Origin of the sequence: Serratia sp. MMO-28 (assembly GCF_037199905.1) — a bacterium.
Classification (GTDB): domain Bacteria; phylum Pseudomonadota; class Gammaproteobacteria; order Enterobacterales; family Enterobacteriaceae; genus Chania; species Chania oryzae.
Genome location: NZ_JBBCVB010000007.1, coordinates 105,282 through 131,382 on the forward strand (window position 1 = coordinate 105,282; position 26,101 = coordinate 131,382).

Genomic DNA, 26,101 nt, shown 5'->3' on the forward strand with positions numbered 1-26,101 from the left:
GGCACAGCCAACACTCAAGCAGCTTGAAGTATGAAGGATATATAAGGGATGAAAACTATGGAACAAACAGTAAACCTCTGGCCACTCATTGGTATTGCCGCCATCGTGGTTGGCTTCATTTTACGCTTTAACCCGGTGCTGGTAGTGATCGTCGCCGGGATTATCACCGGGCTGGCGGCACTGATGCCGCTAGACGTGATTCTGGAAAAACTGGGTGAGGGCTTTATCAACACCCGCAATCTGCCGTTGATCCTGCTGTTGCCGCTGGCGGTTATCGGCCTGTTGGAGCGCCACGGGTTGAAAGAACGTGCGCAGGCGTGGATCGCCAAAATCAAAAGTGCTACTGCCGGGCGCTTGCTGATCGTCTATCTGTTCGTGCGTGAAGTCACCGCCGCGATGGGGCTGACTAGCCTAGGCGGCCATCCGCAGATGGTGCGCCCGCTGCTGGCACCGATGGCTGAAGGGGCCACGGAGAGCCGCTACGGCGAACTGCCTGAACGCGTACGCCATCGGCTGCGTGCGATGTCTGCGGCGACGGATAACGTCGGTTTGTTCTTTGGTGAGGATATCTTCGTTGCTTTTGGGGCGATTATCTTCATGCATAACTTTATGTTGGAGTCTGGTGGTATCCAGACTGAACCGCTGCATATTGCACTGTGGGGGATCCCGACGGCGATCTTTGCCTTCCTGATCCACGCCTTCCGCCTGTATCGCATGGATAAGCAACTTACCGCAGAACTGAGCAAACTCAATCAGGCGGCGCTGCAGGCGAAAGGAGCTAGCAAATGAATTTCCAGCAACAATATCTCTACTGGCTGGCCGGTGCCGTCTTACTGATCGTCGCAGTGATGTCGTTCCGCGATCGCGCCAACCCGCGTCGTGTGACTACCGGCCTGTTCTGGATGTTGTACGGCCTGATCTTCCTGGTGGGTGACTGGACCTACGGATTGTTCGGCAGCGGTGCCGATGCTAAACGCCAGTTGCACATTGTGGTAGGTGTGCTGGTGGTGGTGATGGCATTGATCGCCGGTTGCGGCGGTGTTCGCTTGGGCAGTTACCATCAGCGTAGCCCGCAGGAGCGCGAAGCCAGCGCTGAAAGGTTGGGTAATCGTCTGTTTGTCCCCGCGCTGGCCATTCCGGTGGTGACGGTGATCGGCGTGCTGCTGTTCAACAATATTCCTGCATTGCAAAGCGCGGTGTTTGGCAGTGGTAACCACGCCACGCTGATTACGTTGTTTTCAATGATGGTCGGCTGCGTGTTGGGCCTGCTCATCGCCGTGAAGATGACCCATGAGAAAGCTCTGCAGCCGGTTCAGGAAGCGCGTCGCCTGCTGGATTCCATCGGCTGGGCGTTTATTTTGCCGCAGATTCTGGCTACGTTGGGGCTGTTGTTCACCACTGCCGGTGTTGGAACGGCGATTGCACATCTGACGCAGGAATATCTGGCGGTAGATAACCGTTTCATCGCCGTGGCGGTGTACGCTATTGGTATGGCTGTGCTGACCATGGTGATGGGCAACGCGTTTGCCGCGTTCCCGATCGTCACTGCTGGTATTGGTATCCCGATCCTGGTGCTGCAGCACGGCGGTAACCCGGCGGTGATGGCGGCAATCGGCATGTTCTCTGGCTACTGCGGTACGCTAATGACGCCAATGGCGGCTAACTTCAACATTGTGCCTGCGGCATTACTGGAGTTGCCAGACAAGAACGCGGTGATCAAGGCTCAGATCCCAACCGGGGTAACCTTGCTGTTGGTGAACGTTTTCCTGCTTTATTTCCTGATGTTCCTGTAGGAGCGGATATGCAAAAAGTATTGATTACCGGTTTTGAACCCTTTGGCGGCGAACGTGTGAATCCTTCCTGGGAAGTGGTGAAGCAGCTTGACCAACGGGAGGTGGCCGGAGCACGCGTGGTTGCGCGCCAGTTGCCTTGCGTGTTTGGTGAAGCGTTAACGGTGCTGAACGTAGCCATTGACGAATTGCAGCCGGTATTGGTGCTGGCGGTCGGTCAAGCGGGTGGGCGCGTTGATATTACCCTGGAGCGGGTCGCGATTAACGTCGACGATGCGCGTATACCCGATAACCACGGGCAACAGCCAATCGATCGAACTATTGTTGAACAAGGGCCGGCGGCTTATTTCAGCACTTTGCCCATCAAGGCGATGGTGAATGCGCTGCGTGAAGCTGGTATTCCTGCTTCAGTTTCGCAGACCGCCGGAACCTATGTGTGCAACCACGTGATGTACGGTTTACTGCACCGTTTAGCCGGGCAGCAGGCGGTGAAGGGCGGTTTTATTCATATCCCGTATCTGCCGGAACAGGCTGCGTTCCACCCTGGCGCACCGAGTATGGACGCCCAAACCCTGTTGATTGCATTGGAGCTGGCTATTTTGGTTGCGCTGCAGGTTGAACAGGATTTGAAAGTGGCGGGGGGAGCAACGCATTAAGGCGTTTCCCAGCAGTTGAAATCTCAGGGCCCCGTATGCAGGGCCCTTTTCAATCAAGGAGTAGGGTATGCCGGAAGGACCGGAGATTCGCCGGGCAGCAGATAAACTGGCGGCGGTGATGATTGGCCAAACGCTGACGGAGGTCTGGTTTGCTTTTCCCCAACTGAAACACTATCAGGCTGATTTGATTGGCGCATGTATTACCGCTATCGAACCGCGGGGAAAGGCTCTGTTAACCGATTTCTCTAATGGGGTGACGATGTACAGCCATAACCAGCTTTACGGCGTGTGGAAAGTGGTGAAAGCTGGGGAGACGCCAGAAACCAAACGCGATCTGCGCGTGCGGCTGCAAACCGCCGATTGGGCGATTTTACTGTACAGCGCTTCCGATATTACGCTCGCACCGCGCGGTGAAATTGAGCAGCATCCGTTCTTAAACCGCATCGGGCCAGACGTGCTGGATATGGCGTTAACGGTGGCGCAGGTTGAACAGCGCTTGTTGTCTGCCAAATTCTGCAAGCGGCAATTGGGGGGAATGTTGCTCGATCAAACCTTTTTGGCAGGGCTGGGTAACTATCTGCGTGCTGAAATCTTGTGGCAGGCGCAATTGGCACCCAAGCATAAGCCGTGTGACTTAAGCGCAGAAGAGGTGCGCCGATTGGCGCAGGCGTTGCTGGATATTCCCCGGTTGTCATATCAAACCCGAGGCCAGGCGGATGATAACCGCCATCATGGCAGTTTGTTCCGCTTCAATGTGTTTCACCGCAGTGGTGAGCCTTGCCCAAGATGCGGGGCGATGATTGAGAAAACGGTTCTGTCATCACGGCCATTTTATTGGTGCCCAGGGTGCCAGAAATAGCCAATAAAAAGCCGCCCAGGTTGAGGTGGGCGGCATGGTATGCAAGGAACAATGAACTTATTTATTGTTCTGCGATTTGAACTCACGCTCGGCATAACCGGTATACAACTGGCGCGGACGGGCGATCTTGATGCCTTCGTCGTGCATTTCGTTCCAGTGGGCGATCCAGCCGATAGTGCGGGCAATGGCGAAGATAACGGTAAACATGGAAGACGGAATACCCATGGCTTTCAGGATGATGCCAGAGTAGAAGTCGACGTTCGGATACAGTTTCTTCTCAATAAAGTACGGATCGTTCAGCGCGATGTGTTCCAGCTCCATCGCCACTTCCAGCAGGTTATCGTCTTTCTTGTTCAGCTCTTTCAGCACTTCATGACAGGTTTCACGCATCACGGTGGCGCGCGGATCGTAGTTCTTGTACACGCGGTGACCGAAGCCCATCAGGCGGAAGGAATCGTTCTTGTCTTTGGCGCGCTTGATGAATTCTGGAATGTGCTCAACCGTTTTGATCTCTTCCAGCATTTTCAGGGCGGCTTCGTTGGCACCGCCGTGCGCTGGCCCCCACAGAGAAGCGATACCGGCCGCGATACAGGCAAACGGGTTGGCACCAGAGGAACCGGCGGTACGGACGGTCGATGTTGAGGCGTTCTGCTCGTGATCGGCATGCAGGATCAGAATACGATCCATCGCACGTTCCAGCACCGGGTTCACCACATATTCTTCGCACGGCGTGGCAAACATCATGCGCAGGAAGTTACCGGCGTAAGAGAGATCGTTACGCGGATAGACGAAAGGTTGGCCGATAGAGTATTTGTAACACATTGCCGCCACGGTCGGCATTTTAGACAGCAAACGGAACGCGGTAATTTCACGGTGACGTTCGTTGTTAACATCCAGCGCGTCGTGATAGAACGCGGCCAGCGCACCGGTTACGCCGCACAGCACCGCCATCGGGTGTGAGTCACGGCGGAAACCACGGAACAGATGGGTGATCTGATCGTGGATCATGGTGTGGCGGGTAACGGTGGTTTTGAAGGTCTCAAATTCTGCTTTGGTCGGGGCTTCGCCGTACAACAGGATGTAGCACACTTCCAGATAGGAGGATTCTTTTGCCAACTGCTCGATAGGGAAGCCGCGGTGCAACAGAATACCTTTGTCACCATCAATAAAGGTGATTTTGGATTCGCAGGAAGCGGTAGAAGTAAAGCCGGGATCAAATGTGAAATAACCTTTGGAGCCCAAGGTGCGCACGTCAAGGACATCAGGGCCTAGTGTTGGGGTGAGCACGCCTAGTTCGATCGGAGCTTCGCCATTGTTGATACTTAGCGTCGCTTTCTTATCAGTCATTTACAGTCTCCTTAGCGCCTTATTTTAAAAACCTCTAACAACTGAAATACCTTAAATCTCGGCAGGTTGCCCGCAATAATAGGGTGCGGACGCTAACTCTGTGAGCGACTGCGCAAATGCGCGGGTAGGGTACAGAGTGCTAACCGGCGAGAGAGATGGGGGCCAGTTGCTAACGATTCTTCGGGATTCGTTATTTTCTATTAATCATTACCTACAACATGTTCGGAGTGCTAGCCAGATACACTGTTGCATAACTTAAGCATAGGGGGAAGTGTATCTGTTGACCGGTAGCGCATCATAGGGCTGATTGCTACCCTATTTGTAATGGAAATGTTGATCTCTTGTCAAATCAGATAATTAATTTAGTGTGAAATGTGAAAATCGTGATCTGAATCACTGTTCGAGGGAAATGTCCCCAAAGGGATTGTATGGGAATTGTAATAAGAATGTGATCCTCCTATACTGCCGCCAGGTCTCCGGATAACCCTGAAGTAGGAGCACCCAGCGTTATAACTACGCGCCGTTTGAGCACATTGGAAGTCGATGTTTGAGCGCGTGACGTGTAAGGGTTTTGGCTCTTAACGCTGTCTGATCCCCACCCAGGCCCGGAGGAAGGAAAATAATAAGAGCTGTGTGGGCAAAACCGTGAAAAAACAAAGACCTGTCAACCTGGATCTGCAAACGATCCGGTTTCCCGTAACTGCGATAGCGTCCATCTTACACCGAGTCTCTGGCGTAATTACCTTCGTTGCCGTGGGTATCCTTCTCTGGCTGTTGGGTTTGTCTCTCTCTTCTCAAGAGGGCTTCCTGCACGCTGCCTCCATCATGAATAGCTTCTTTGTCAAATTCATCTTCTGGGGGATCCTCACTGCGCTGGCCTATCACATTTGCGGTGGCATACGTCACTTGTTAATGGATTTTGGCTATATCGAAGAGAGTTTAGCCGCAGGTACCCGTTCGGCCCAAGTGGCGTTCGGTCTGACCGTCGTGCTGTCAATTCTGGCTGGAGTCCTCGTATGGTAGGCAACGTTTCCGCATTAGGGCGTAACGGTGTACACGATTGGTTGTTACTGCGTGCTTCCGCTATCGTCATTACCCTGTACGTTTTGTATATCCTGGGCTTTGTCGTCACCGCTCCAGGCATCACCTATGAAATATGGCGCGGTTTCTTCGCCACCTCAATTACGAAAGTATTCACCTTGCTGACATTGCTGTCGATTCTGGTTCACGCCTGGGTCGGGATGTGGCAGGTGCTGACGGACTATATCAAACCATTGGCGTTACGCCTGGTGCTGCAACTTGCGATCGTGATCGCGTTGCTGGTCTATTTACTGTACGGAACAATCGTAGTGTGGGGTGCTTAAATGAAACTGCCAGTCAGAGAGTTTGATGCAGTTGTTATTGGTGCGGGTGGCGCAGGTATGCGTGCCGCACTGCAGATTTCCCAAGCGGGGTCGACTTGCGCCCTGCTGTCCAAAGTATTCCCGACCCGTTCCCACACCGTGTCTGCCCAAGGTGGTATCACCGTTGCGCTGGGTAATACCCATGAAGATAACTGGGAATGGCACATGTACGACACGGTGAAAGGTTCCGACTATATCGGTGACCAGGACGCGATCGAATATATGTGTAAAACCGGCCCGGAAGCGATTCTGGAACTGGAACATATGGGCTTGCCATTCTCCCGTCTGGATGATGGCCGTATTTATCAGCGTCCGTTTGGCGGCCAGTCACTGAATTTTGGTGGCGAACAGGCGGCACGTACCGCCGCAGCGGCTGACCGTACCGGCCACGCTTTGCTGCATACCCTGTATCAGCAGAACCTGAAAAACCACACCACTATCTTCTCTGAGTGGTATGCGCTGGATCTGGTGAAAAACCAGGACGGTACGGTAGTGGGTACTACTGCCATCTGCATTGAAACCGGTGAAGTGGTGTATTTCAAAGCCAAGGCAACCATATTGGCTACTGGCGGTGCGGGCCGTATCTATCAGTCCACCACCAATGCCCATATCAACACCGGTGACGGCGTGGGGATGGCCCTGCGTGCCGGTGTGCCGGTGCAGGATATGGAGATGTGGCAGTTCCACCCAACGGGTATTGCCGGTGCCGGTGTCTTGGTCACCGAAGGTTGCCGTGGTGAAGGTGGTTACCTGCTGAACAAACATGGCGAGCGTTTCATGGAACGCTATGCGCCTAACGCAAAAGATCTGGCGGGCCGTGATGTGGTTGCCCGTTCGATCATGATTGAAATCCGTGAAGGCCGCGGTTGCGACGGCCCATGGGGCCCACACGCCAAGCTGAAACTGGACCATCTGGGCAAAGACGTTTTGGAATCCCGTCTGCCGGGTATTCTGGAATTATCCCGCACCTTTGCTCACGTCGATCCGGTCAAAGAGCCGATCCCGGTTATCCCAACCTGCCACTATATGATGGGCGGTATCCCGACCAAGGTGACCGGTCAGGCATTAACCGTGAACGAGAAAGGCGAAGATGTGGTGATCCCAGGGTTGTTCGCCGTGGGGGAAATCGCCTGCGTGTCGGTACATGGTGCCAATCGCTTGGGCGGTAACTCGCTGCTGGATCTGGTGGTGTTTGGCCGTTCTGCCGGGCTGCACTTGCAGGAATCACTGGCCGAGCAGGGTGAAAGCCGTGATGCCAGCGATTCTGATGTAGAAGCCTCGTTGGATCGTCTGAACCGCTGGAATAATACCCGTTCAGGTGAAGATCCGGTTGAGATTCGTAAAGCGCTGCAATCCTGCATGCAGAACAACTTCTCGGTGTTCCGTGAAGGTGATGCGATGGCGAAAGGGTTGGAAGAGCTGAAAGTGATCCGTGAACGTCTGAAGAACGCACGTCTGGATGATACCTCGAGCGAATTCAACACCCAGCGTATTGAATGCCTGGAGTTGGATAACCTGATGGAAACGGCCTATTCCACCGCTGTGTCGGCCAACTTCCGTACCGAGAGCCGTGGCGCCCATAGCCGCTTCGACTACCCGGATCGTGATGATGCCAACTGGCTGTGCCATTCGCTGTATCTGCCGCAATCGGAAAGCATGACGCGTCGTGAAGTGAATATGCAACCGAAACTGCGCGCGGCATTCCCGCCGAAAGTGCGTTCTTACTAATTGCGGAGCCTGATTGATGAAACTCGAATTTTCTATCTATCGCTATAATCCGGATGTCGACGACGCCCCGCATATGCAGGATTACACCCTGGAAGCGGAAGAAGGGCGCGACATGATGCTGTTGGATGCGTTAATCCAACTGAAAGAAAAAGATCCGACCCTGTCGTTCCGCCGTTCCTGCCGTGAAGGGGTATGCGGTTCAGACGGTATCAATATGAACGGTAAAAATGGCCTGGCCTGCATCACGCCTGTCTCGTCATTGCGCAAAGGCAATAACAAGATTGTGATCCGTCCATTGCCGGGGTTGCCGGTAGTGCGTGATCTGGTCGTCGATATGGGGCAATTTTATGCCCAATATGCAAAGATTAAGCCGTTCTTATTGAACGATGGCAAAAACCCGCCGGCGCGTGAGCACCTGCAGTCGCCGGAAAGCCGGGCTAAGCTGGATGGTTTGTACGAATGCATCCTGTGCGCCTGTTGTTCAACCTCTTGTCCATCGTTCTGGTGGAACCCTGACAAGTTTGTTGGCCCGGCAGGTCTGTTGGCAGCGTACCGCTTCCTGATCGACAGCCGTGATACGGAAACTGAAGCACGTTTGGATGATCTGAACGACGCTTTCAGTGTTTTCCGCTGCCATAGCATTATGAATTGTGTCAGTGTATGCCCTAAGAGCTTGAATCCGACGCGTGCCATCGGTCATATCAAGTCTATGCTGCTGCAACGCGGCGCATAAATGGAATGAGATGCTGCGCCGGGCCATGTTCCGGCGCACATTCTAAGAGAGGGAACCTCTAAAAACTGACGCAGGATTGTCGTGTTGGGCAATCAGGATGGATCGTCAGGTTTTAGAGGTTCCTTGTAAGGGGCCGCAAGGTCCAAAACAGAACGTGCATTTAAGCTGTATCAGGCTATTTACCCTATGGATTTCAAATTGCAGCTAGGCGGCAAGCATAGAAATCCCCAGGAGCTTACTCAAGTAAGTGACTGGGGTGACTAGGTGAAGCCAACAACGCTGCAACGTGAAAGACGACGGGTATAAGCACGTCGAGTGAACCGTTTTTACGGCAAACCGTACCATCACGGTAATTATGTTAACCACGGCGAAAACTGAAGCTTTAAAGCTTAAGGGATCATAATGCAGAACGGCGCAATGAAGGCCTGGCTGGATTCCTCCTATCTGGCGGGCGCGAACCAGTCCTACATAGAGCAGCTCTATGAAGACTTTTTAACCGATCCGAGTTCCGTTGAAGATAGCTGGCGTTCCATTTTTCAACAGCTACCAACCACGGGTGTTAAACCCGATCAGCTCCACTCCCAAACGCGAGATTATTTCCGCCGCCTGGCGAAAGATTCTGCGCGTTACAACACCGCCATCAACGATCCTGAAACCGATGCCAAGCAGGTCAAGGTATTGCAACTGATCAACGCCTTCCGTTTCCGTGGGCATCAGCATGCAAACCTCGATCCACTCGGCCTGTGGAAACAGGAGCGAGTTCCCGATCTGAGTCTTGCCTATCACAACCTGAGTGAAGCCGACTTCCAGGAAACCTTCAACGTGGGTTCTTTTGCCATTGGCAAAGAAACCATGAAGTTAGGCGAACTGTATACCGCGCTGAAGCAGACCTATTGTGGCTCGATCGGTGCGGAGTATATGCACATTACCAATACCGAAGAAAAACGCTGGATCCAGCAGCGCATTGAGTCGGTAGTGGGGAAGGCCAGTTTCTCTGTCGAAGAGAAGCGTCGCTTCTTGAGCGAACTGACCGCAGCCGAAGGCCTGGAACGTTATCTCGGTGCTAAATTCCCAGGGGCGAAGCGCTTCTCGCTGGAAGGTGGCGACGCTCTGGTGCCAATGCTGAAAGAGATGATACGCCATGCGGGTAAAAACGGTACTCGTGAGGTGGTGTTGGGTATGGCTCACCGTGGTCGTCTGAACGTGCTGATCAACGTGCTGGGTAAAAAACCAGCCGATCTGTTCGACGAGTTTGCCGGTAAGCATAAAGAACACCTGGGCACCGGTGACGTGAAATATCACCAGGGCTTCTCTTCCGACGTGGAAACGGAAGGTGGCATGGTTCACCTGGCGCTGGCGTTCAACCCGTCACACCTGGAGATCGTCAGCCCGGTGGTGATGGGCTCTGTGCGTGCCCGTCGCGATCGTCTGGATGAAGCACGCAGCAATATGGTGCTGCCAATTACCATCCACGGTGATGCAGCCATTACCGGCCAGGGCGTGGTTCAGGAAACGCTGAACATGTCTCAGGCGCGTGGTTATGAAGTCGGTGGTACGGTGCGTATCGTCATCAACAACCAGGTTGGCTTCACCACCTCCAATCCGTTGGATGCACGCTCTACCCAATACTGTACCGATATCGCCAAGATGGTACAGGCTCCGATCTTCCACGTGAATGCTGACGATCCTGAAGCGGTAGCCTTTGTTACCCGCCTGGCGTTGGACTTCCGTAATACCTTTAAACGTGACGTCATGATCGATCTGGTCTGTTACCGTCGCCACGGGCATAACGAGGCCGATGAGCCAAGTGCAACCCAGCCGGTGATGTACCAGAAGATCAAAAAACACCCGACGCCACGCAAGATTTATGCCGACGTTTTGACCGAGCAAAGGGTTGCTACCCTTGAAGACGCCACCGAAATGGTCAACCTGTATCGCGATGCACTCGATCGCGGTGATTGTGTGGTTGAAGAATGGCGTCCAATGAACTTGCACTCCTTTACCTGGTCGCCGTATCTGAACCACGAGTGGGACGAAGAGTTTCCGAGCAAGGTTGATATGAAGCGCCTGCAGGAACTGGGGCGTCGTATCAGCACTATACCTGAAGCGATCGAAATGCAGTCACGCGTAGCGAAAATCTACGGTGACCGTGCCGAGATGGCGGCAGGTAATAAAGCATTTGACTGGGGCGCGGCGGAAACGCTGGCCTACGCCACTTTGGCCGATGAAGGCATCCCGATCCGTATCTCTGGTGAAGATGCCGGTCGTGGCACCTTCTTCCACCGCCATGCCGTAGTGCACAACCAGAAAAATGGTTCGGTTTATGTTCCATTGGCTAACATTCACAGCGGGCAGGGGGAGTTCAAAGTCTGGGACTCCGTACTGTCTGAAGAAGCCGTTTTGGCGTTTGAATACGGTTATGCCACTGCGGAGCCTCGTACCCTGACCATCTGGGAAGCACAGTTTGGCGACTTCGCCAACGGTGCGCAGGTGGTTATCGACCAGTTCATCAGTTCTGGCGAGCAGAAGTGGGGGCGGATGTGTGGCCTGGTGATGCTGTTACCGCACGGTTACGAAGGTCAGGGGCCAGAGCACTCCTCTGCGCGCTTGGAGCGTTACCTGCAACTGTGTGCAGAACAGAATATGCAGGTGTGCATCCCGTCTACCCCGGCGCAGGTCTACCATATGCTGCGTCGTCAGGCGCTGCGTGGAATGCGCCGTCCGTTGGTGGTGATGTCACCGAAATCGTTGTTGCGTCATCCGTTGGCGACTTCTTCTCTGGAAGAACTGGCAAATGGCACTTTCCAACCCGCTATTGGTGAAATCGACGAGTTGGATCCGCAGGCGGTGAAACGCGTCGTGCTGTGTTCCGGTAAGGTTTATTACGATCTGCTGGAACAGCGCCGCAAGAATGACCAGAAAGACGTTGCGATCGTGCGCATTGAGCAACTGTATCCATTCCCGCACCAGGCTGTTCAGGCGGTGCTGGAACAGTATGCCCATGTGCATGACTTCGTCTGGTGCCAGGAAGAGCCGCTGAACCAGGGCGCTTGGTATTGTAGCCAGCACAACTTCCGTGAAGTGATCCCATTTGGGGCTTCTTTGCGTTACGCCGGACGCCCGGCCTCCGCTTCTCCTGCGGTTGGCTATCTGTCCGTACACCAGAAGCAGCAGCAGGCTCTGGTGAATGATGCGCTGAATATTGATTAATATCCCTCGATTTCAGAGGGCTGCAAGGTGGTAACTGTATGACTCCCCAGGCGCTTGGATAGCTAAGGGCCTGGGGACAAAACGCAACCAACCCCGCTGCGGCAACTTGAAAGATGAAGGGTAAAAAACTTAAGGGAAAGCTTAATGAGTAGCGTAGATATTCTGGTTCCTGATCTTCCTGAATCGGTTGCTGATGCGGCCGTAGCCACGTGGCATAAAAAGCCCGGCGATGCGGTAAACCGTGATGAAGTTTTGGTCGAGATCGAAACTGATAAAGTGGTGTTGGAAGTACCGGCGAGTGAAGCAGGGTTCCTTGATGCGATTCTGGAAGATGAGGGCGCGACCGTCACTTCCCGTCAACTTCTCGGTCGTATCCGTCCAGGCGATAGCTCTGGCAAACCGACTGTAGAGAAGACGCAGAGCAAAGAAGCGACTCCGGCACAGCGCGCAACCGCGAGCCTGGAAGAAGAGAACAACGATTCACTTAGCCCGGCGATCCGCCGTCTGATTGCTGAGCACGATCTCGATGCTGCGGCGATCAAAGGCAGCGGTGTCGGTGGGCGTATCACCCGTGAAGACGTGGAAGCCTATTTGGCGAGCCACAAGAAAGCAGATAAGCCTGCCGTTGCCGCACCAGAAGCTGCACCGCAGCCTGCGTTGAGCGGCCGGAGTGAAAAACGAGTGCCGATGACCCGCCTGCGTAAGCGTGTGGCCGAGCGTCTGTTGGAAGCGAAGAACAGCACCGCAATGCTGACCACTTTCAATGAAATCAACATGCAGCCGATCATGGATCTGCGCAAGCAGTACGGTGAAGCTTTCGAGAAACGCCACGGGGTACGTTTGGGCTTTATGTCCTTCTACATCAAAGCGGTAGTCGAAGCTCTGAAGCGCTTCCCTGAAGTGAATGCTTCTATCGATGGTTCGGATGTGGTTTACCATAACTACTTCGATATCAGCATCGCGGTATCTACCCCTCGTGGGCTGGTGACCCCAGTATTGCGCGACGTAGACACCATGGGCATGGCGGATATCGAGAAGAAAATCAAAGAGCTGGCGGTCAAAGGCCGTGACGGTAAATTGACGGTGGAAGAGCTGACCGGCGGTAATTTCACCATTACCAACGGCGGCGTATTCGGTTCACTGATGTCCACCCCGATCATCAACCCACCGCAGAGCGCGATCCTGGGCATGCACGCCATTAAAGATCGCCCGATGGCAGTCAATGGTCAGGTTGTGATTCAGCCGATGATGTATCTGGCTCTGTCTTACGATCATCGTCTGATCGATGGCCGTGAGTCTGTGGGATATCTGGTGACTGTTAAAGAGATGCTGGAAGATCCTGCTCGCCTGCTGTTAGACGTTTAATCCCTGCCTGGGTGCGGTAATTGCCGCACCCACACTCTGTGCTATGTGGCCTGTACTCAGTCGCTTGAAGGTAACAGGCTAAAATTTTTCAGACCTGAATGGATAGAACATCATGAATTTACACGAATATCAGGCAAAACAACTGTTTGCTCGGTATGGCATGCCAGCACCAACCGGTTACGCCTGTACCACACCGCGTGAAGCAGAAGAAGCCGCATCTAAAATCGGCTCCGGCCCGTGGGTGGTTAAATGTCAGGTTCATGCTGGCGGCCGTGGTAAAGCTGGCGGTGTTAAAGTTGTTAACAGCAAAGAAGATATCCGCGCTTTTGCTGAAGCCTGGTTGGGTAAGCGCCTGGTGACTTACCAGACGGATGCGCTGGGGCAGCCGGTTCACCAGATCCTGGTGGAAGCAGCAACCGATATCGACAAAGAATTGTATCTGGGCGCAGTAGTTGACCGTGGTACGCGTCGCGTGGTGTTTATGGCGTCCACTGAAGGTGGCGTTGAGATTGAAAAAGTTGCGGAAGAAACCCCGGAACTGATCCACAAAATGACCATCGACCCACTGGCGGGGCCACAGCCTTATCAGGGGCGTGAACTGGCGTTCAAACTGGGTCTGACGGGTAAGCAAGTCAGCCAGTTTGCCAAGATCTTTATGGGGTTGGCAACGCTGTTCCTGGAGCGCGATCTGGCGATGGTTGAGATCAACCCGCTGGTGATTACCAAACAGGGCGATCTGATTTGCCTGGACGGCAAACTGGGTGCCGATGGTAACGCCTTGTTCCGCCAGCCTGAATTGCGTGAAATGCGCGACCCCTCTCAGGAAGATGAGCGTGAATCCCGTGCGGCTCAGTGGGAGCTTAACTATGTAGCTCTGGACGGTAACATCGGTTGCATGGTGAACGGTGCCGGTCTGGCCATGGGTACCATGGACATCGTGAAACTGCACGGTGGTGAACCTGCCAACTTCCTCGACGTAGGTGGTGGTGCAACCAAAGAGCGCGTCACTGAAGCGTTCAAAATCATCCTGTCTGACGACAAGGTGAAAGCGGTTCTGGTGAACATTTTCGGTGGTATCGTGCGTTGCGATCTGATCGCTGACGGTATCATTGGCGCGGTTGCTGAAGTTGGGGTTAATGTCCCGGTGGTTGTACGTCTGGAAGGGAACAACGCCGAGCTGGGCGCCAAGAAACTGGCGGACAGCGGTCTGAATATCATTGCTGCAACCAGCCTGACTGATGCGGCTCAGCAAGTTGTTGCGGCAGTGGAGGGTAAATAATGTCCATTTTGATTGATAAGAATACTAAAGTCATTTGCCAGGGTTTCACCGGTAGCCAAGGCTCTTTCCACTCCGAACAGGCGATTGCTTACGGCACCAAAATGGTCGGCGGTGTTACGCCGGGCAAAGGCGGCACTGTGCATCTGGGCCTGCCGGTGTTCAACACCGTGCGTGAAGCGGTTGAAGCGACCGGTGCAACGGCCTCGGTTATCTATGTTCCAGCCCCGTTCTGTAAAGATTCTATCCTGGAAGCGATCGACGCTGGCATTAAGCTGATCATCACTATCACCGAAGGTATTCCAACGCTGGATATGCTGACGGTGAAAGTGAAGCTGGATGAAGCGGGTGTACGCATGATCGGCCCGAACTGCCCAGGTGTGATCACGCCTGGCGAATGTAAAATTGGTATCATGCCGGGCCATATCCACCTGCCAGGTAAAGTCGGCATCGTTTCCCGCTCAGGTACGCTGACCTATGAAGCGGTGAAGCAAACTACCGATGCGGGTCTGGGCCAATCAACCTGCGTAGGTATTGGTGGTGACCCGATCCCTGGTTCCAACTTTATCGACATCCTGAAGATGTTCCAGCAAGATCCGCAGACTGAAGCGATCGTGATGATCGGCGAGATCGGCGGTAGTGCGGAAGAAGAAGCGGCAGCTTACATCAAAGATCATGTGACCAAGCCGGTTGTTGGCTACATCGCCGGTGTTACCGCGCCTAAAGGCAAGCGTATGGGGCACGCGGGTGCCATCATTGCCGGCGGTAAAGGCACCGCGGATGAGAAGTTCGCGGCGCTGGAGGCGGCAGGGGTCAAAACCGTACGCAGCCTGGCTGACATCGGTGATGCAGTGAAAGCCGTATTGAATCGCTAATATTTCCCGATAAAAACAGTATCTCGACATGTTTGGCCACCCGATGGGTGGCCTTTTTTATCCTTAAACATTGCCACTGTGTGCTTAAAAGAGTGATTTCTCACTGGAATCCATGCCGTTGCCATGGACATAATCCTATATTTACGTTATTTGGGATCAAGCTCCCAACACGGTCTATGATTAATAAACCTAAAGTTTATTTGTGATTTGAATCACTGCAATTAATTATTGGAAATAAAAAGTTAATATATATCGAGTGAAGATCTTCAGTTAACACAATAATAGCTGTTTTAAATTACATTTATTTAACACAATAATATCAATAAAAACAATTAAACTATTATGCAACATACTGCCAAGAAAATTACGTGAAAACATGCAATAGAATCTGGAAATAATATGCAGATAGGCTTAAATTGTTCTAGATCAAAATAAGCTGAAATACCTCTTTTGGCTTCTTTTTGACCTGTCGCCAAAAGTCTAAGCCACGTCACGTAAAAACCTATTTATTGTATGGGATTTGGCGAGTATCATGCCATTGTGTAATTAGGGATGGTTGATCTTGTTGCATTTGTTACCCGCTGTCGGTTTTCATAGGTGCGTTTTGCTCTAGGCTTCTCTGGCTTGGGGACGAACGTGCAGTTGAAAGCGGGCAAGTGGGATCAAATTTGTTGTTTTTTTAAGGGCATTCACTGCGGGGCGTTACCGGTTACTCTTTACGGAGCTGTACCGATAACCGCAAGTCGGAGTCTTCCTGCGAGGAGCAAGGAGTCAAGATGTTTGATATTGTCGAACTGTCGCGCTTACAGTTTGCCTTAACGGCGATGTACCATTTTCTATTTGTTCCATTAACGCTGGGTATGGCGTTTTTGTTAGCAATTATGGAAACGGTATATGTCCTGTCCGGCAAACAAATTTATAAAGACATGACCAAATTCTGGGGTAAGTTATTTGCAATTAACTTCGCCCTGGGTGTGGCCACCGGGTTGACCATGGAGTTCCAGTTCGGGACCAACTGGTCATATTTCTCTCACTACGTCGGTGATATCTTCGGGGCTCCGCTAGCCATCGAAGGTCTGATGGCGTTCTTCCTCGAATCAACGCTGGTCGGGCTGTTCTTCTTCGGCTGGGATCGTCTGAGCAAAATACAGCACCTGACGGTGACCTGGTTTGTGGCTCTTGGCTCAAACCTGTCTGCGTTGTGGATACTGGTTGCCAACGGCTGGATGCAGAACCCGATTGCGTCTGATTTCAACTTTGAAACCATGCGTATGGAGATGGTCAGCTTCTCCCAACTGGTACTCAACCCGGTTGCACAGGTGAAGTTTGTTCACACCGTGGCGTCAGGTTACACCACCGGTGCCATGTTTATTCTGGGGATCAGCTCTTACTACCTGCTGAAAGGCCGTGATATTGCGTTTGCCAAGCGCTCTTTTGCTATTGCTGCGAGCTTTGGTATGGCTGCGATCCTTTCCGTTATTGTGCTGGGCGATGAGTCTGGCTACGAAATGGGTGACGTACAGAGAACCAAACTGGCTGCGATTGAAGCCGAATGGGATACTCAACCGGCACCGGCGGCATTCACCCTGTTCGGTATTCCGAACCAGGAGCGAATGGAGAACTCTTTTGCTATCCAGATCCCATGGGCACTCGGCCTGATTGCGACTCGCTCCTTTGATACCCCGGTTATCGGTTTGCGGGATTTGATGGTTCAGCACCAGGTTCGTATCCGTAACGGTATGAAGGCATACCAGTTGCTGGAAAGCCTGCGTGGTGGCAATACCGATCCAGCAGTGCGTACGGAATTCAATAATATCAAGCAGGACTTGGGTTATGGTCTGTTGTTGAAGCGTTACACTGAAAACGTCACCGACGCGACAGAAGCACAGATTCAGCAAGCAACCAACGATTCGATTCCACGTGTTGCACCGCTGTATTTCGCATTCCGTATCATGGTGGCCTGTGGCGTGATCATGCTGTTCATTATCGGTATGTCATTCTTGAGCGTATTGCGTGGCCGTATCGGTGAGAAGAAATGGCTGCATCGCGCAGCGCTGTACGGCATTCCATTGCCTTGGATTGCAGTAGAAGCAGGCTGGTTCGTGGCAGAGTATGGTCGTCAGCCGTGGGCGATAGGTGAGGTGCTGCCAACCGCAGTGGCCACTTCTTCGCTGACCGCAGGCGATATACTGTTCTCGATGGGGCTGATTTGCGGCTTGTACACCCTGTTCCTGGTGGCTGAAATGTACCTGATGTTCAAGTTTGCGCGTCTGGGTCCAAGCAGCCTGAAAACTGGCCGCTATCATTTTGAACAACCGACTGCCGCCGTGCAGGAAGCGCGCTAAACAGGAGTCCACTTATGTTTGATTATGAAGTACTACGATTTATCTGGTGGGTTCTGGTTGGCGTATTGCTGATCGGCTTCGCGGTAACGGATGGTTTTGATATGGGCGTCGGTATCCTGATGCCTGTACTCACCAAAAGCGATACTGAACGCCGGGTAATGATTAACTCAATCGCACCACACTGGGACGGTAACCAAGTGTGGCTGATCACCGCAGGGGGGGCGCTGTTTGCCGCTTGGCCAATGGTTTACGCCGCTGCGTTCTCAGGTTTTTACATAGCGATGATCCTGGTGTTGGCCGCGTTGTTCTTCCGCCCGGTCGGTTTTGACTACCGCTCTAAGCTGGAAAACAGCCGTTGGCGTAACCTGTGGGACTGGGGCATCTTTATCGGCAGCTTTGTGCCTGCCGTGGTATTCGGTGTGGCATTCGGTAACCTGCTGCAAGGGGTTCCGTTCCACGTTAACGAATATCTGCGCCTGTTCTACACCGGCAACTTCTTCCAACTGCTTAACCCGTTTGCTCTGTTGGCAGGGATTGTCAGCCTGATGATGCTGGTAACCCAGGGTGCAACCTATCTGCAGATGCGTACCACAGGTGAACTCCACCTGCGATCACGCGCTGCGGCACAGATTGCCACTCTGGTGATGGCTGTGTGCTTCCTGCTTGCAGGCGTATGGCTGGTGAAAGGTATTGATGGTTTCGTGGTCACCTCAGTTCTGGATACTGCGGCGGAATCTAACCCGCTGCGCAAAGAAGTGGCTCATCAGGCTGGTGCCTGGCTGATCAACTACAACAAGTATCCGATTCTGTGGGCGCTACCGGCACTGGGCGTGGTCTTGCCATTGTTCACTATCCTGTTCTCCCGTCTGGAGAAAGGCGCTATGGCATTCCTGACTTCATCGCTGACGATCGCCTGTGTGATCTTGACGGCTGGGGTAACCATGTTCCCGTTTGTCATGCCTTCAAGCACCGTGCCTAACGTTAGTCTAACCATGTGGGATGCGACTTCCAGCCTGCTGACGTTGAAAGTGATGACCATTGTGGCGATTATCTTCGTGCCAATCGTTCTGGCGTACACCTGCTGGTCGTACTACAAAATGTTTGGGCGCTTGGATAAGAAGTTCATCGAAAACAACAAGCATTCACTGTACTAAGCAAAAGGAGCTAAACCATGTGGTATTTTGCCTGGATCCTCGGAACGCTTCTTGCCTGTGCCTTCGGTATCATTACGGCTCTGGCGCTTGAGCACATTGAAGATTCACAAGTACAGCAAGACGGTAAGTAATGAGTTTATCGCTCATTGATAAACTGTACGCTATCACCGATAAGGGCCCAATTCGGGCCCTTTCAATGGTACTGGCGTTGATTTTAGCGGGGTGCATATTCTGGGATCCCAGCCGCTTTGCGGCACGCACCAGTTCATTGGAGATTTGGCAGGGTATCCTGCTGATGTGGGCGGTGTGTGCGGGCATGGTACACGGTGTTGGTTTTCGGCCTCAGAATGCGTTCTGGCGTGCGTTTTTTACGCCGCTGCCTGCGATTGTGATCCTGGCCGCAGGATTACTTTACGTTTCTTTATAAACTGCGGTATATCCGCGTGTTATGGGCCATTCAGGCCCATAATTATTTTCATTCCCATCCGGTAACCCATTCCCAACCCGATCTGTCTTGCGTATAGTAGCAACGTTAAATTGCATTGGCTTGGAAGTATCGTGAGTAATACGTTGTTTCGATGGCCGGTCCGTGTCTATTACGAAGACACCGATGCCGGCGGTGTGGTTTACCATGCCCGCTACGTCGCCTTTTATGAAAGAGCGCGCACAGAGATGCTGCGTCAGCATAACTTTCATCAACAGCAGCTGCTCAGTGAACATGTCGCTTTTGCTGTCCGGCGCATGACGGTGGATTACCTGTTACCGGCTCGTCTCGATGACCTGCTGGAAGTGCAGAGTGAAATCACCTCAATGCGTGGGGCTTCTCTCACGTTTGCTCAACGCATTGTTAATTCTGACGGCACTCTTTTGAGTCAGGCCGATGTGTTGATTGCATGCATTGATCCACACCAAATGAAGCCAATAGCGCTTCCTAAGTCTATTGTCGCGGAGTTTAAGCAGTGACTGACATGAACATCCTAGATTTATTCTTGAAGGCAAGCCTGCTGGTTAAGCTTATCATGTTGATTTTGATAGGTTTCTCAGTGGCCTCTTGGGCAATCATCATCCAACGGACTCGCATTCTGAATGCGGCCACGCGTGACGCCGAAGCTTTCGAAGACAAATTCTGGTCCGGTATCGAGCTTTCCCGCTTGTATCAGGAAAGCCAGGCACGCCGCGATAGCCTGACGGGTTCAGAGCAAATTTTCCATGCGGGTTTCAAAGAGTTTGCCCGTTTGCACCGTGCCAACAGCCATGCGCCGGAGTCGGTGATCGAAGGCGCTTCACGTGCGATGCGCATTTCGATGAATCGCGAGCTGGAAACCCTGGAAACCCATATTCCTTTCCTCGGCACCGTAGGGTCCATCAGCCCGTATATCGGTCTGTTTGGTACCGTGTGGGGGATCATGCACGCCTTTATTGCCTTGGGGGCAGTCAAACAAGCCACCTTGCAGATGGTCGCTCCAGGCATCGCCGAAGCGTTGATCGCTACCGCGATTGGCCTGTTTGCCGCGATCCCTGCCGTTATGGCTTACAACCGTCTTAACCAGCGTGTTAACAAGCTTGAGCAGAATTACGACAACTTTATGGAAGAGTTTACCGCTATTCTGCATCGTCAGGCCTTCTCCAGCGACAGCAAATAAGTAGGAGGTAGCATGGCGAAAGTTCGTGGTCGTAACCGTCGTGAGCTGAAGTCAGAAATCAACATTGTCCCGCTGTTGGACGTGTTATTGGTGTTGTTACTGATTTTTATGGCAACCGCACCCATTATCACCCAGAGCGTTGAGGTGGATTTACCTGACGCCACGGATTCCAAAACGGTGTCCAGCGATGATAATCCGCCGGTGATCTTAGAGGTTTCCGGCGTGGGGCAATATACCTTGGTGGTAGATCATAACCGCATGGAGTTTTTGCCGCCTGAACAGGTTGCGGCTGAAGCCAGATCGCGTTTAGCGGCGAATCCGAAGACGGTCTTCTTGATCGGTGGGGCAAAGGAAGTACCCTATGATGAGATTATCAAGGCATTGAATATTCTCCATCAGGCGGGCGTCGCTTCCGTGGGGCTGATGACCCAGCCAATCTGACCGTAAGGTGAGAGGCAACCCGGTTTCTGCCTGATAGGGCAGAAGCCCCGTTTAAGCACCAGTTTTTGGGACTCTATTTTGGTAAAGGCAACTGAGCAAAACGATAAGCTGAACCGCGCCGTTATTGTTTCGGTGGTTCTGCACATCATATTGATTGCCCTGTTGATTTGGGGATCGCTGCACGAAAACGCCGAAATGAGTGCCGGCGGTGGCGGCGACGGTTCCGTCGTCGGTGCAGTGATGGTCGATCCTGGGGCTGTGGTGGAGCAGTATAATCGCCAGCAACAGCAGAGCAGCGATGCACAGCGTGCCGAAAAGCAACGTCAGAAAAAGGCGGAGCAGCAGGCAGAAGAGCTGCAGCAGAAACAGGCTGCGGAACAACAGCGCTTGAAAGAACTTGAGCAGGAACGCCTGGCTGCGCAGGAAAAAGCCGCACAGGATGCCAAAGCACAGGCAGAACAGCAGAAAAAGGCAGCCGAGCAACAGCAGCAGGCTGCTGAACAGCAGAAAGCCGCAGAACTTGCCGCCGCTAAGGCGAAAGAACAGCAGAAAGCGGCTGAGCAGGCTGCAGCAAAAGCCAAAGCCGAGGCGGATAAAATAGCCAAAGCGCAGGCAGAGGCACAAAAGAAAGCCGAAGCTGAAGCCAAGAAAGAAGCCGCTGCAGCGGCGGCTGCCAAGAAACAGGCAGAAGAGGCGAAGAAAGAGGCTGCAGCACAGAAAGCCGCTGAGGCGGCAGAGAAACAGGCCGCTGCTGAAGCCGAGAAGAAAGCGGCAGCAGAGGAGGCGAAAAAAGCCGCCGCTGCTGAGAAGGCTGCGGAAGCGAAAAAAGCAGCGGATGCCAAGAAAAAGGCGGCTGAGGCGGCTAAACAGTCTGCTGATGTAGACAACTTGTTTGGTGATTTGGCGGATGGTAAAAATGCGCCGAAAGGTGGCGGAGCTAAGGCCAAAGGCGACGGTAAACCTGCCGGGCAGGGGAATGCTAAGGCTGCAGGTGCCAGTGGTGCAGATATTAATGGTTACTTGGGGCAGATTACGTCTGCAATACAGAACAAGTTTTATGATGCTGATTTATACAAGGGTAGGACCTGTGACTTGCGTATTAAATTGGCACCAGATGGCTTGCTGATTGATGTTAAGGCTGAGGGGGGAGATCCTGCACTGTGTCAGGCTGCAATTGCTGCTGCCAAGCAGGCTCATATTCCTAAACCACCGAACCAGGCTGTGTACGAAGCGTTTAAGAATGCTCCTCTTACATTTAAGCCGCAATAATGGTTGTTATAACTGAGTAAAGAGCAAGGATGTACTAAGGTAACCAACAGGGATTTTTATTCATTGTTTCTAAGTTTGCAGCGTTGTTGGCTGAAAATTCGAGATTCTTTGGGTAAACGTAGTTTTGTTTGCGTTGGTTTGTTAAAATTCTGCTAATTTATCGCAGGCATCCCGCCTGGATAAGGGAGATGAGATGAAGCAGGCATTTCGAGTAATGTTAGGTTTGTTAGTCCTGTGGGCATCCGTGCTGCACGCGGAAGTCCGCATTGAAATCACCCAGGGGGTCGACTCTGCTCGCCCAATTGGTGTGGTGCCGTTTAAATGGGCGGGTCCAGGTACGCCTCCAGAAGATATTGGCCAGATTGTTGGCGCAGATCTGCGCAACAGTGGCAAATTCAACCCTATCGATGTGGCGCGTATGCCGCAGCAACCGGCCACGGCGTCTGAAGTAACACCGGCGGCTTGGACTGCATTGGGCATTGATGCCGTCGTTGTCGGCCAGGTGCAACCCGGCGCTGATGGCAGCTATCTGATCTCCTACCAGTTGGTGGATACCTCAGGTTCTCCAGGCACCGTTCTGGCACAAAATCAGTATAAGGTGACCAAGCAATGGTTGCGTTATTCTGCTCATACTGCCAGTGATGAAGTGTTTGAAAAGCTGACCGGTATCAAAGGGGCTTTCCGTACGCGTATCGCTTATGTGGTGCAGACCAACGGTGGGCAATTCCCGTATGAACTGCGTGTATCCGACTATGATGGCTACAATCAGTTTGTCGTACACCGTTCCCCAGAGCCACTGATGTCGCCAGCCTGGTCACCCGATGGCAGCAAACTGGCTTATGTTACCTTCGAGAGTGGCCGTTCAGCGCTGGTGATCCAAACCCTGGCTAACGGCGCTATCCAACAGGTCGCTTCTTTCCCTCGTCACAACGGGGCACCTGCGTTCTCACCAGACGGCAGCCGTATTGCCTTTGCTTTGTCGAAGAGCGGCAGCCTGCATCTGTATGTGATGAACCTGGGCTCAGGCCAGATCAGTCAGATCACCGACGGCCGCAGCAACAATACCGAACCTAGCTGGTTCCCAGATAGCCAGTCTTTGGCCTATACCTCCGATCAGGGGGGGCGTCCTCAGATTTATAAAATCAGCGCAAGCGGCGGTGCTCCACAACGGCTGACTTGGGAAGGTGCTCAGAATCAGAACTCTGATGTAAGCCCGGATGGTAAGTTCCTGGTGATGGTGAGTTCCAACAATGGTGCTCAGCATATCGCCAAGCAAGATCTCACTTCAGGGGCTGTTCAGGTATTAACGAACACGCAACTGGACGAAACGCCAAGTATCGCACCAAACGGTACTATGGTGATTTATAGCTCCACACAAGGTATGGGCTCCGTCCTGCAGTTGGTATCGACTGATGGGCGTTTCAAAGCGCGTCTTCCGGCAACTGATGGACAGGTCAAATCGCCTGCCTGGTCGCCGTATCTGTGATGCATGTGTAAATATGTATAGCAAACTATAAAAGGATCAAAGAAATGCAACTGAACAAAGTGCTGAAAGCGCTTATGCTGGCACTGCCAGTTCTGGCTGTGGCGGCCTGTAGTTCTAACAAAAGCGCGAACAACGACCAATCTGGTATGGGCGCTGGCACTGGTATGGAAAATGGCAGCAGCAACCTGTCTTCCGAAGAACAAGCGCGTCTGCAGATGCAAGAACTGCAGAGAAACAATATCGTTTACTTCGGTTTTGACAAATATGACATCAGCTCTGAGTTCTCTCAGATGCTGGATGCGCACGCTGCATTCCTGCGTAACAACCCATCTTACAAAGTGACCGTTGAAGGTCACGCGGATGAGCGCGGCACGCCAGAATACAACATCGCTCTGGGCGAGCGTCGTGCTAACGCAGTGAAAATGTACCTGCAAGGTAAAGGCGTTTCTGCCGACCAGATCTCTATCGTTTCTTACGGTAAAGAGAAACCAGCAGTATTGGGCCACGACGAAGCAGCTTGGGCTAAAAACCGTCGTGCCGTTCTGGTTTACTAAGAGAATCGCATGAACAGTAACTTCAGACGTCACCTGTTGGGTCTGTCGTTACTGGTTGGCGTAGCGGTCCCATGGGCCGCTACTGCCCAAGCGCCAATCAGTAATGTCGGCTCCGGCTCGGTCGAGGACCGTGTCACTTCACTTGAGCGTATCAGTAACGCTCAGAGCCAGCTTTTAAACCAACTTCAGCAGCAGCTTTCTGACAATCAACGCGATATTGATACGCTCCGTGGGCAGATCCAGGAAAGTCAGTACCAGTTGAATCAGGTGGTTGAACGCCAGAAGCAGATCTATCAGCAGATGGATAGTCTCAGCCAGAGTGGCGCACAGAATTCCACAGGTGCGGCAACCGCGGGTGCCGCAGCGACGGCGGCTCCGGCTGGCAGTGCGCCTGCGGCTGAGTCAGCCGCTCCGGCGAGCAGCGGTGATGAGAACAGCGACTATAATGCTGCTGTTTCATTGGCGTTGGAAAAAAAACAGTACGATCAGGCGATCTCCGCTTTCCAAGCCTTCGTAAAACAGTATCCGAACTCGACGTACCTTCCTAATGCCAACTATTGGCTTGGCCAATTGTTTTACAACAAAGGCAAAAAAGAGGATGCGGCTTACTATTATGCGGTGGTGGTGAAGAATTATCCAAAATCACCCAAGTCACCAGATGCCATGTTTAAAGTGGGCGTGATCATGCAGGAAAAAGGCCAGGTTGATAAAGCCAAAGCCGTTTACCAGCAGGTGATCAAACAATACCCAACCAGCGACGCGGCCAAGCAGGCAAAGAAACGCGCGGCCAGCCTGTAGGTAAAAACTGAGCCCAGATGTTAGTCGTTTTGACCGATTTCTGGGCTCATTCGCGTGAAGAACCAGCAGTTGAACCTATAGCGCCAAAATTTAGGTTGCGCTGCCAAGATAAATTAGTAATATATGCCGCCGTTGCCAAGACATCTTGCAAGATGTTAAAGCAGCAAGGAAATTGGGTCGTTAGCTCACTTGAATAGAGCAGTTGACTTCAAATCAATTGGCTGCAGTTTAGAGCCTGGTATTAGCGAAGCACCGTTGTGTAAGCAATAGTGAGTAGAGCAAAACCAAGTTATCCTGTTCGCCACTCCAGTTTTCTTCGATGCAGATTTTCCTTCTGTATCCGTCAGTAGTAAACCACGACAGTGGGTCGTTAGCTCAGTCGGTAGAGCAGTTGACTTTTAATCAATTGGTCGCAGGTTCGAATCCTGCACGACCCACCAATTCTCAGTGAATTGGTAAAGAGTGGCATCGCAAAGGATGAGAATCGTCAAGGTTCGAGCCGGGCGGTAAAGAAACACAGCAGCAAACCACAGCAGTGGGTCGTTAGCTCAGTCGGTAGAGCAGTTGACTTTTAATCAATTGGTCGCAGGTTCGAATCCTGCACGACCCACCAATTCTTAATGAATTGGTAAAGAGTAGAATCGTGAAGGATGGGAACCGTAAAGGTTCGCGTTGCGCGATTAAAGATTTAGCAGTAAACCACAGCAGCGGGTCGTTAGCTCAGTCGGTAGAGCAGTTGACTTTTAATCAATTGGTCGCAGGTTCGAATCCTGCACGACCCACCAATTCTTAATGAATTGGTAAAAAGTAGAATCGTGAAAGATAAGAATCATGAAGATTCAAGTCACACGGCAAGGCGTTTGGCAGTAACCACAGCAGTGGGTGATTAGCTCAGTTGGTAGAGCATCTCCTTTACACGGAGGGGGTCGGCGGTTCGAGCCCGTCATCACCCACCACTTCTGCGGGTCGTTAGCTCAGTCGGTAGAGCAGTTGACTTTTAATCAATTGGTCGCAGGTTCGAATCCTGCACGACCCACCAATTCTTAATGAATTGGTAAAAAGTAGAATCGTAAAGGTTCGTGTCGAGCATCGCGAGACAACATCGCGCAAGCGATGGCCCGAAGGGCGAGGCGAAGCCGAGTCATCCTGCACGACCCACCAAATTCAGA

At 52.5% G+C, this 26,101-nt stretch carries 24 protein-coding genes, 5 tRNA genes and 1 other RNA gene; 29 read left to right on the forward strand and 1 reads right to left on the reverse strand.

The window, feature by feature from the left end; translation table 11 throughout:
• Nucleotides 1-57: 57 nt before the first annotated feature.
• The 4 genes from WG891_RS08200 (at nucleotide 58) to nei (ending at nucleotide 3,305) form a co-directional block, all read left to right on the forward strand.
• Nucleotides 58-789, forward strand: a complete 732-nt coding sequence (locus WG891_RS08200) for a DUF969 domain-containing protein (protein ID WP_337262072.1) — start codon at nucleotides 58-60, stop codon at nucleotides 787-789.
• Nucleotides 786-1,793, forward strand: a complete 1,008-nt coding sequence (locus WG891_RS08205) for a DUF979 domain-containing protein (protein WP_337262073.1) — start codon at nucleotides 786-788, stop codon at nucleotides 1,791-1,793. The genes WG891_RS08200 and WG891_RS08205 overlap by 4 nt, the downstream gene beginning before the upstream one ends.
• A gap of 8 nt (nucleotides 1,794-1,801) precedes the next feature.
• The gene (gene pcp / locus WG891_RS08210; protein ID WP_337262074.1) at nucleotides 1,802-2,446 is read left to right on the forward strand and encodes a pyroglutamyl-peptidase I; all 645 of its coding nucleotides are present in this window, start codon (nucleotides 1,802-1,804) and stop codon (nucleotides 2,444-2,446) included.
• Nucleotides 2,447-2,513: 67 nt separating this feature from the next.
• Nucleotides 2,514-3,305 (forward strand): endonuclease VIII, encoded by a 792-nt coding sequence (gene nei, locus WG891_RS08215; protein WP_337262075.1) that lies wholly within the window; start codon nucleotides 2,514-2,516, stop codon nucleotides 3,303-3,305.
• Nucleotides 3,306-3,362: 57 nt separating this feature from the next.
• Here nei and WG891_RS08220 read toward each other — a convergent pair whose 3' ends face one another.
• Entirely contained in the window at nucleotides 3,363-4,652 is a 1,290-nt protein-coding gene (locus WG891_RS08220) for a citrate synthase (RefSeq protein WP_076940871.1), read from the reverse strand.
• 633 nt (nucleotides 4,653-5,285) lie between these two features.
• Here WG891_RS08220 and sdhC point away from each other — a divergent pair.
• The 25 genes from sdhC to WG891_RS08345 all read left to right on the forward strand — a co-directional run bounded on the left by sdhC (nucleotide 5,286) and on the right by WG891_RS08345 (nucleotide 26,093).
• Nucleotides 5,286-5,675: a succinate dehydrogenase cytochrome b556 subunit gene (gene sdhC, locus WG891_RS08225; RefSeq protein WP_337262076.1), complete on the forward strand. Its 390-nt coding sequence runs from the start codon at nucleotides 5,286-5,288 to the stop codon at nucleotides 5,673-5,675.
• Complete coding sequence (gene sdhD / locus WG891_RS08230; RefSeq protein ID WP_337262077.1) at nucleotides 5,669-6,016, forward strand: succinate dehydrogenase membrane anchor subunit; 348 nt, start codon at nucleotides 5,669-5,671, stop codon at nucleotides 6,014-6,016. The genes sdhC and sdhD overlap by 7 nt, the downstream gene beginning before the upstream one ends.
• Nucleotides 6,017-7,783 carry a succinate dehydrogenase flavoprotein subunit gene (gene sdhA, locus WG891_RS08235; RefSeq protein WP_337262078.1) on the forward strand — a complete coding sequence of 589 codons (1,767 nt, stop codon included), beginning with the start codon at nucleotides 6,017-6,019 and terminating at the stop codon, nucleotides 7,781-7,783.
• A 16-nt stretch (nucleotides 7,784-7,799) separates the two neighbouring features.
• Nucleotides 7,800-8,516 carry a succinate dehydrogenase iron-sulfur subunit gene (locus WG891_RS08240; RefSeq protein ID WP_337262079.1) on the forward strand — a complete coding sequence of 239 codons (717 nt, stop codon included), beginning with the start codon at nucleotides 7,800-7,802 and terminating at the stop codon, nucleotides 8,514-8,516.
• 402 nt (nucleotides 8,517-8,918) lie between these two features.
• Nucleotides 8,919-11,726, forward strand: a complete 2,808-nt coding sequence (gene sucA / locus WG891_RS08245; RefSeq protein WP_337262080.1) for a 2-oxoglutarate dehydrogenase E1 component — start codon at nucleotides 8,919-8,921, stop codon at nucleotides 11,724-11,726.
• 144 nt (nucleotides 11,727-11,870) lie between these two features.
• Nucleotides 11,871-13,091, forward strand: a complete 1,221-nt coding sequence (gene odhB / locus WG891_RS08250) for a 2-oxoglutarate dehydrogenase complex dihydrolipoyllysine-residue succinyltransferase (protein ID WP_076940883.1) — start codon at nucleotides 11,871-11,873, stop codon at nucleotides 13,089-13,091.
• A gap of 112 nt (nucleotides 13,092-13,203) precedes the next feature.
• Entirely contained in the window at nucleotides 13,204-14,370 is a 1,167-nt protein-coding gene (gene sucC, locus WG891_RS08255; RefSeq protein ID WP_076940885.1) for an ADP-forming succinate--CoA ligase subunit beta, read from the forward strand.
• On the forward strand, nucleotides 14,370-15,242 hold the full coding sequence (sucD, locus tag WG891_RS08260; protein ID WP_076940887.1) for a succinate--CoA ligase subunit alpha: 873 nt from the start codon (nucleotides 14,370-14,372) through the stop codon (nucleotides 15,240-15,242). Before sucC ends, sucD begins: the two co-directional genes overlap by 1 nt.
• A 776-nt stretch (nucleotides 15,243-16,018) precedes the next feature.
• A complete protein-coding gene (gene cydA / locus WG891_RS08265) occupies nucleotides 16,019-17,587 on the forward strand; it encodes a cytochrome ubiquinol oxidase subunit I (RefSeq protein ID WP_337262081.1) in 1,569 nt (522 codons plus the stop codon).
• A gap of 14 nt (nucleotides 17,588-17,601) precedes the next feature.
• Nucleotides 17,602-18,741, forward strand: coding sequence for a cytochrome d ubiquinol oxidase subunit II (gene cydB / locus WG891_RS08270; RefSeq protein WP_076940890.1), 1,140 nt, complete (start codon nucleotides 17,602-17,604; stop codon nucleotides 18,739-18,741).
• A gap of 17 nt (nucleotides 18,742-18,758) precedes the next feature.
• Nucleotides 18,759-18,872: a cytochrome bd-I oxidase subunit CydX gene (gene cydX, locus WG891_RS08275; RefSeq protein ID WP_076940892.1), complete on the forward strand. Its 114-nt coding sequence runs from the start codon at nucleotides 18,759-18,761 to the stop codon at nucleotides 18,870-18,872.
• Entirely contained in the window at nucleotides 18,872-19,168 is a 297-nt protein-coding gene (gene ybgE / locus WG891_RS08280; protein WP_076940893.1) for a cyd operon protein YbgE, read from the forward strand. The genes cydX and ybgE overlap by 1 nt, the downstream gene beginning before the upstream one ends.
• Before the next feature lie 131 nt (nucleotides 19,169-19,299).
• Nucleotides 19,300-19,704, forward strand: a complete 405-nt coding sequence (gene ybgC, locus WG891_RS08285) for a tol-pal system-associated acyl-CoA thioesterase (protein WP_076940895.1) — start codon at nucleotides 19,300-19,302, stop codon at nucleotides 19,702-19,704.
• Complete coding sequence (tolQ, locus tag WG891_RS08290) at nucleotides 19,701-20,384, forward strand: Tol-Pal system protein TolQ (protein WP_076940897.1); 684 nt, start codon at nucleotides 19,701-19,703, stop codon at nucleotides 20,382-20,384. The genes ybgC and tolQ overlap by 4 nt, the downstream gene beginning before the upstream one ends.
• A 12-nt stretch (nucleotides 20,385-20,396) precedes the next feature.
• Nucleotides 20,397-20,825 (forward strand): colicin uptake protein TolR, encoded by a 429-nt coding sequence (gene tolR / locus WG891_RS08295; RefSeq protein WP_076940899.1) that lies wholly within the window; start codon nucleotides 20,397-20,399, stop codon nucleotides 20,823-20,825.
• 78 nt (nucleotides 20,826-20,903) lie between these two features.
• Nucleotides 20,904-22,094 (forward strand): cell envelope integrity protein TolA, encoded by a 1,191-nt coding sequence (gene tolA, locus WG891_RS08300; protein ID WP_337262082.1) that lies wholly within the window; start codon nucleotides 20,904-20,906, stop codon nucleotides 22,092-22,094.
• Between the two features lie 193 nt (nucleotides 22,095-22,287).
• Nucleotides 22,288-23,580: a Tol-Pal system beta propeller repeat protein TolB gene (tolB, locus tag WG891_RS08305; RefSeq protein WP_076940903.1), complete on the forward strand. Its 1,293-nt coding sequence runs from the start codon at nucleotides 22,288-22,290 to the stop codon at nucleotides 23,578-23,580.
• A 44-nt stretch (nucleotides 23,581-23,624) separates the two neighbouring features.
• Nucleotides 23,625-24,134, forward strand: coding sequence for a peptidoglycan-associated lipoprotein Pal (gene pal / locus WG891_RS08310; protein ID WP_076940904.1), 510 nt, complete (start codon nucleotides 23,625-23,627; stop codon nucleotides 24,132-24,134).
• 9 nt (nucleotides 24,135-24,143) lie between these two features.
• The gene (cpoB, locus tag WG891_RS08315) at nucleotides 24,144-24,932 is read left to right on the forward strand and encodes a cell division protein CpoB (RefSeq protein WP_337262083.1); all 789 of its coding nucleotides are present in this window, start codon (nucleotides 24,144-24,146) and stop codon (nucleotides 24,930-24,932) included.
• Nucleotides 24,933-25,296: 364 nt separating this feature from the next.
• Nucleotides 25,297-25,372, forward strand: a tRNA-Lys gene (locus tag WG891_RS08320).
• Between the two features lie 97 nt (nucleotides 25,373-25,469).
• Nucleotides 25,470-25,545: transfer RNA gene (locus WG891_RS08325), tRNA-Lys, on the forward strand.
• Between the two features lie 96 nt (nucleotides 25,546-25,641).
• Nucleotides 25,642-25,717, forward strand: a tRNA-Lys gene (locus WG891_RS08330).
• Nucleotides 25,718-25,812: 95 nt separating this feature from the next.
• Nucleotides 25,813-25,888, forward strand: a tRNA-Val gene (locus WG891_RS08335).
• Between the two features lie 7 nt (nucleotides 25,889-25,895).
• Nucleotides 25,896-25,971: transfer RNA gene (locus tag WG891_RS08340), tRNA-Lys, on the forward strand.
• A non-coding RNA gene (locus tag WG891_RS08345) (RtT sRNA) lies at nucleotides 25,967-26,093 on the forward strand. The genes WG891_RS08340 and WG891_RS08345 overlap by 5 nt, the downstream gene beginning before the upstream one ends.
• Nucleotides 26,094-26,101: the final 8 nt, after the last annotated feature.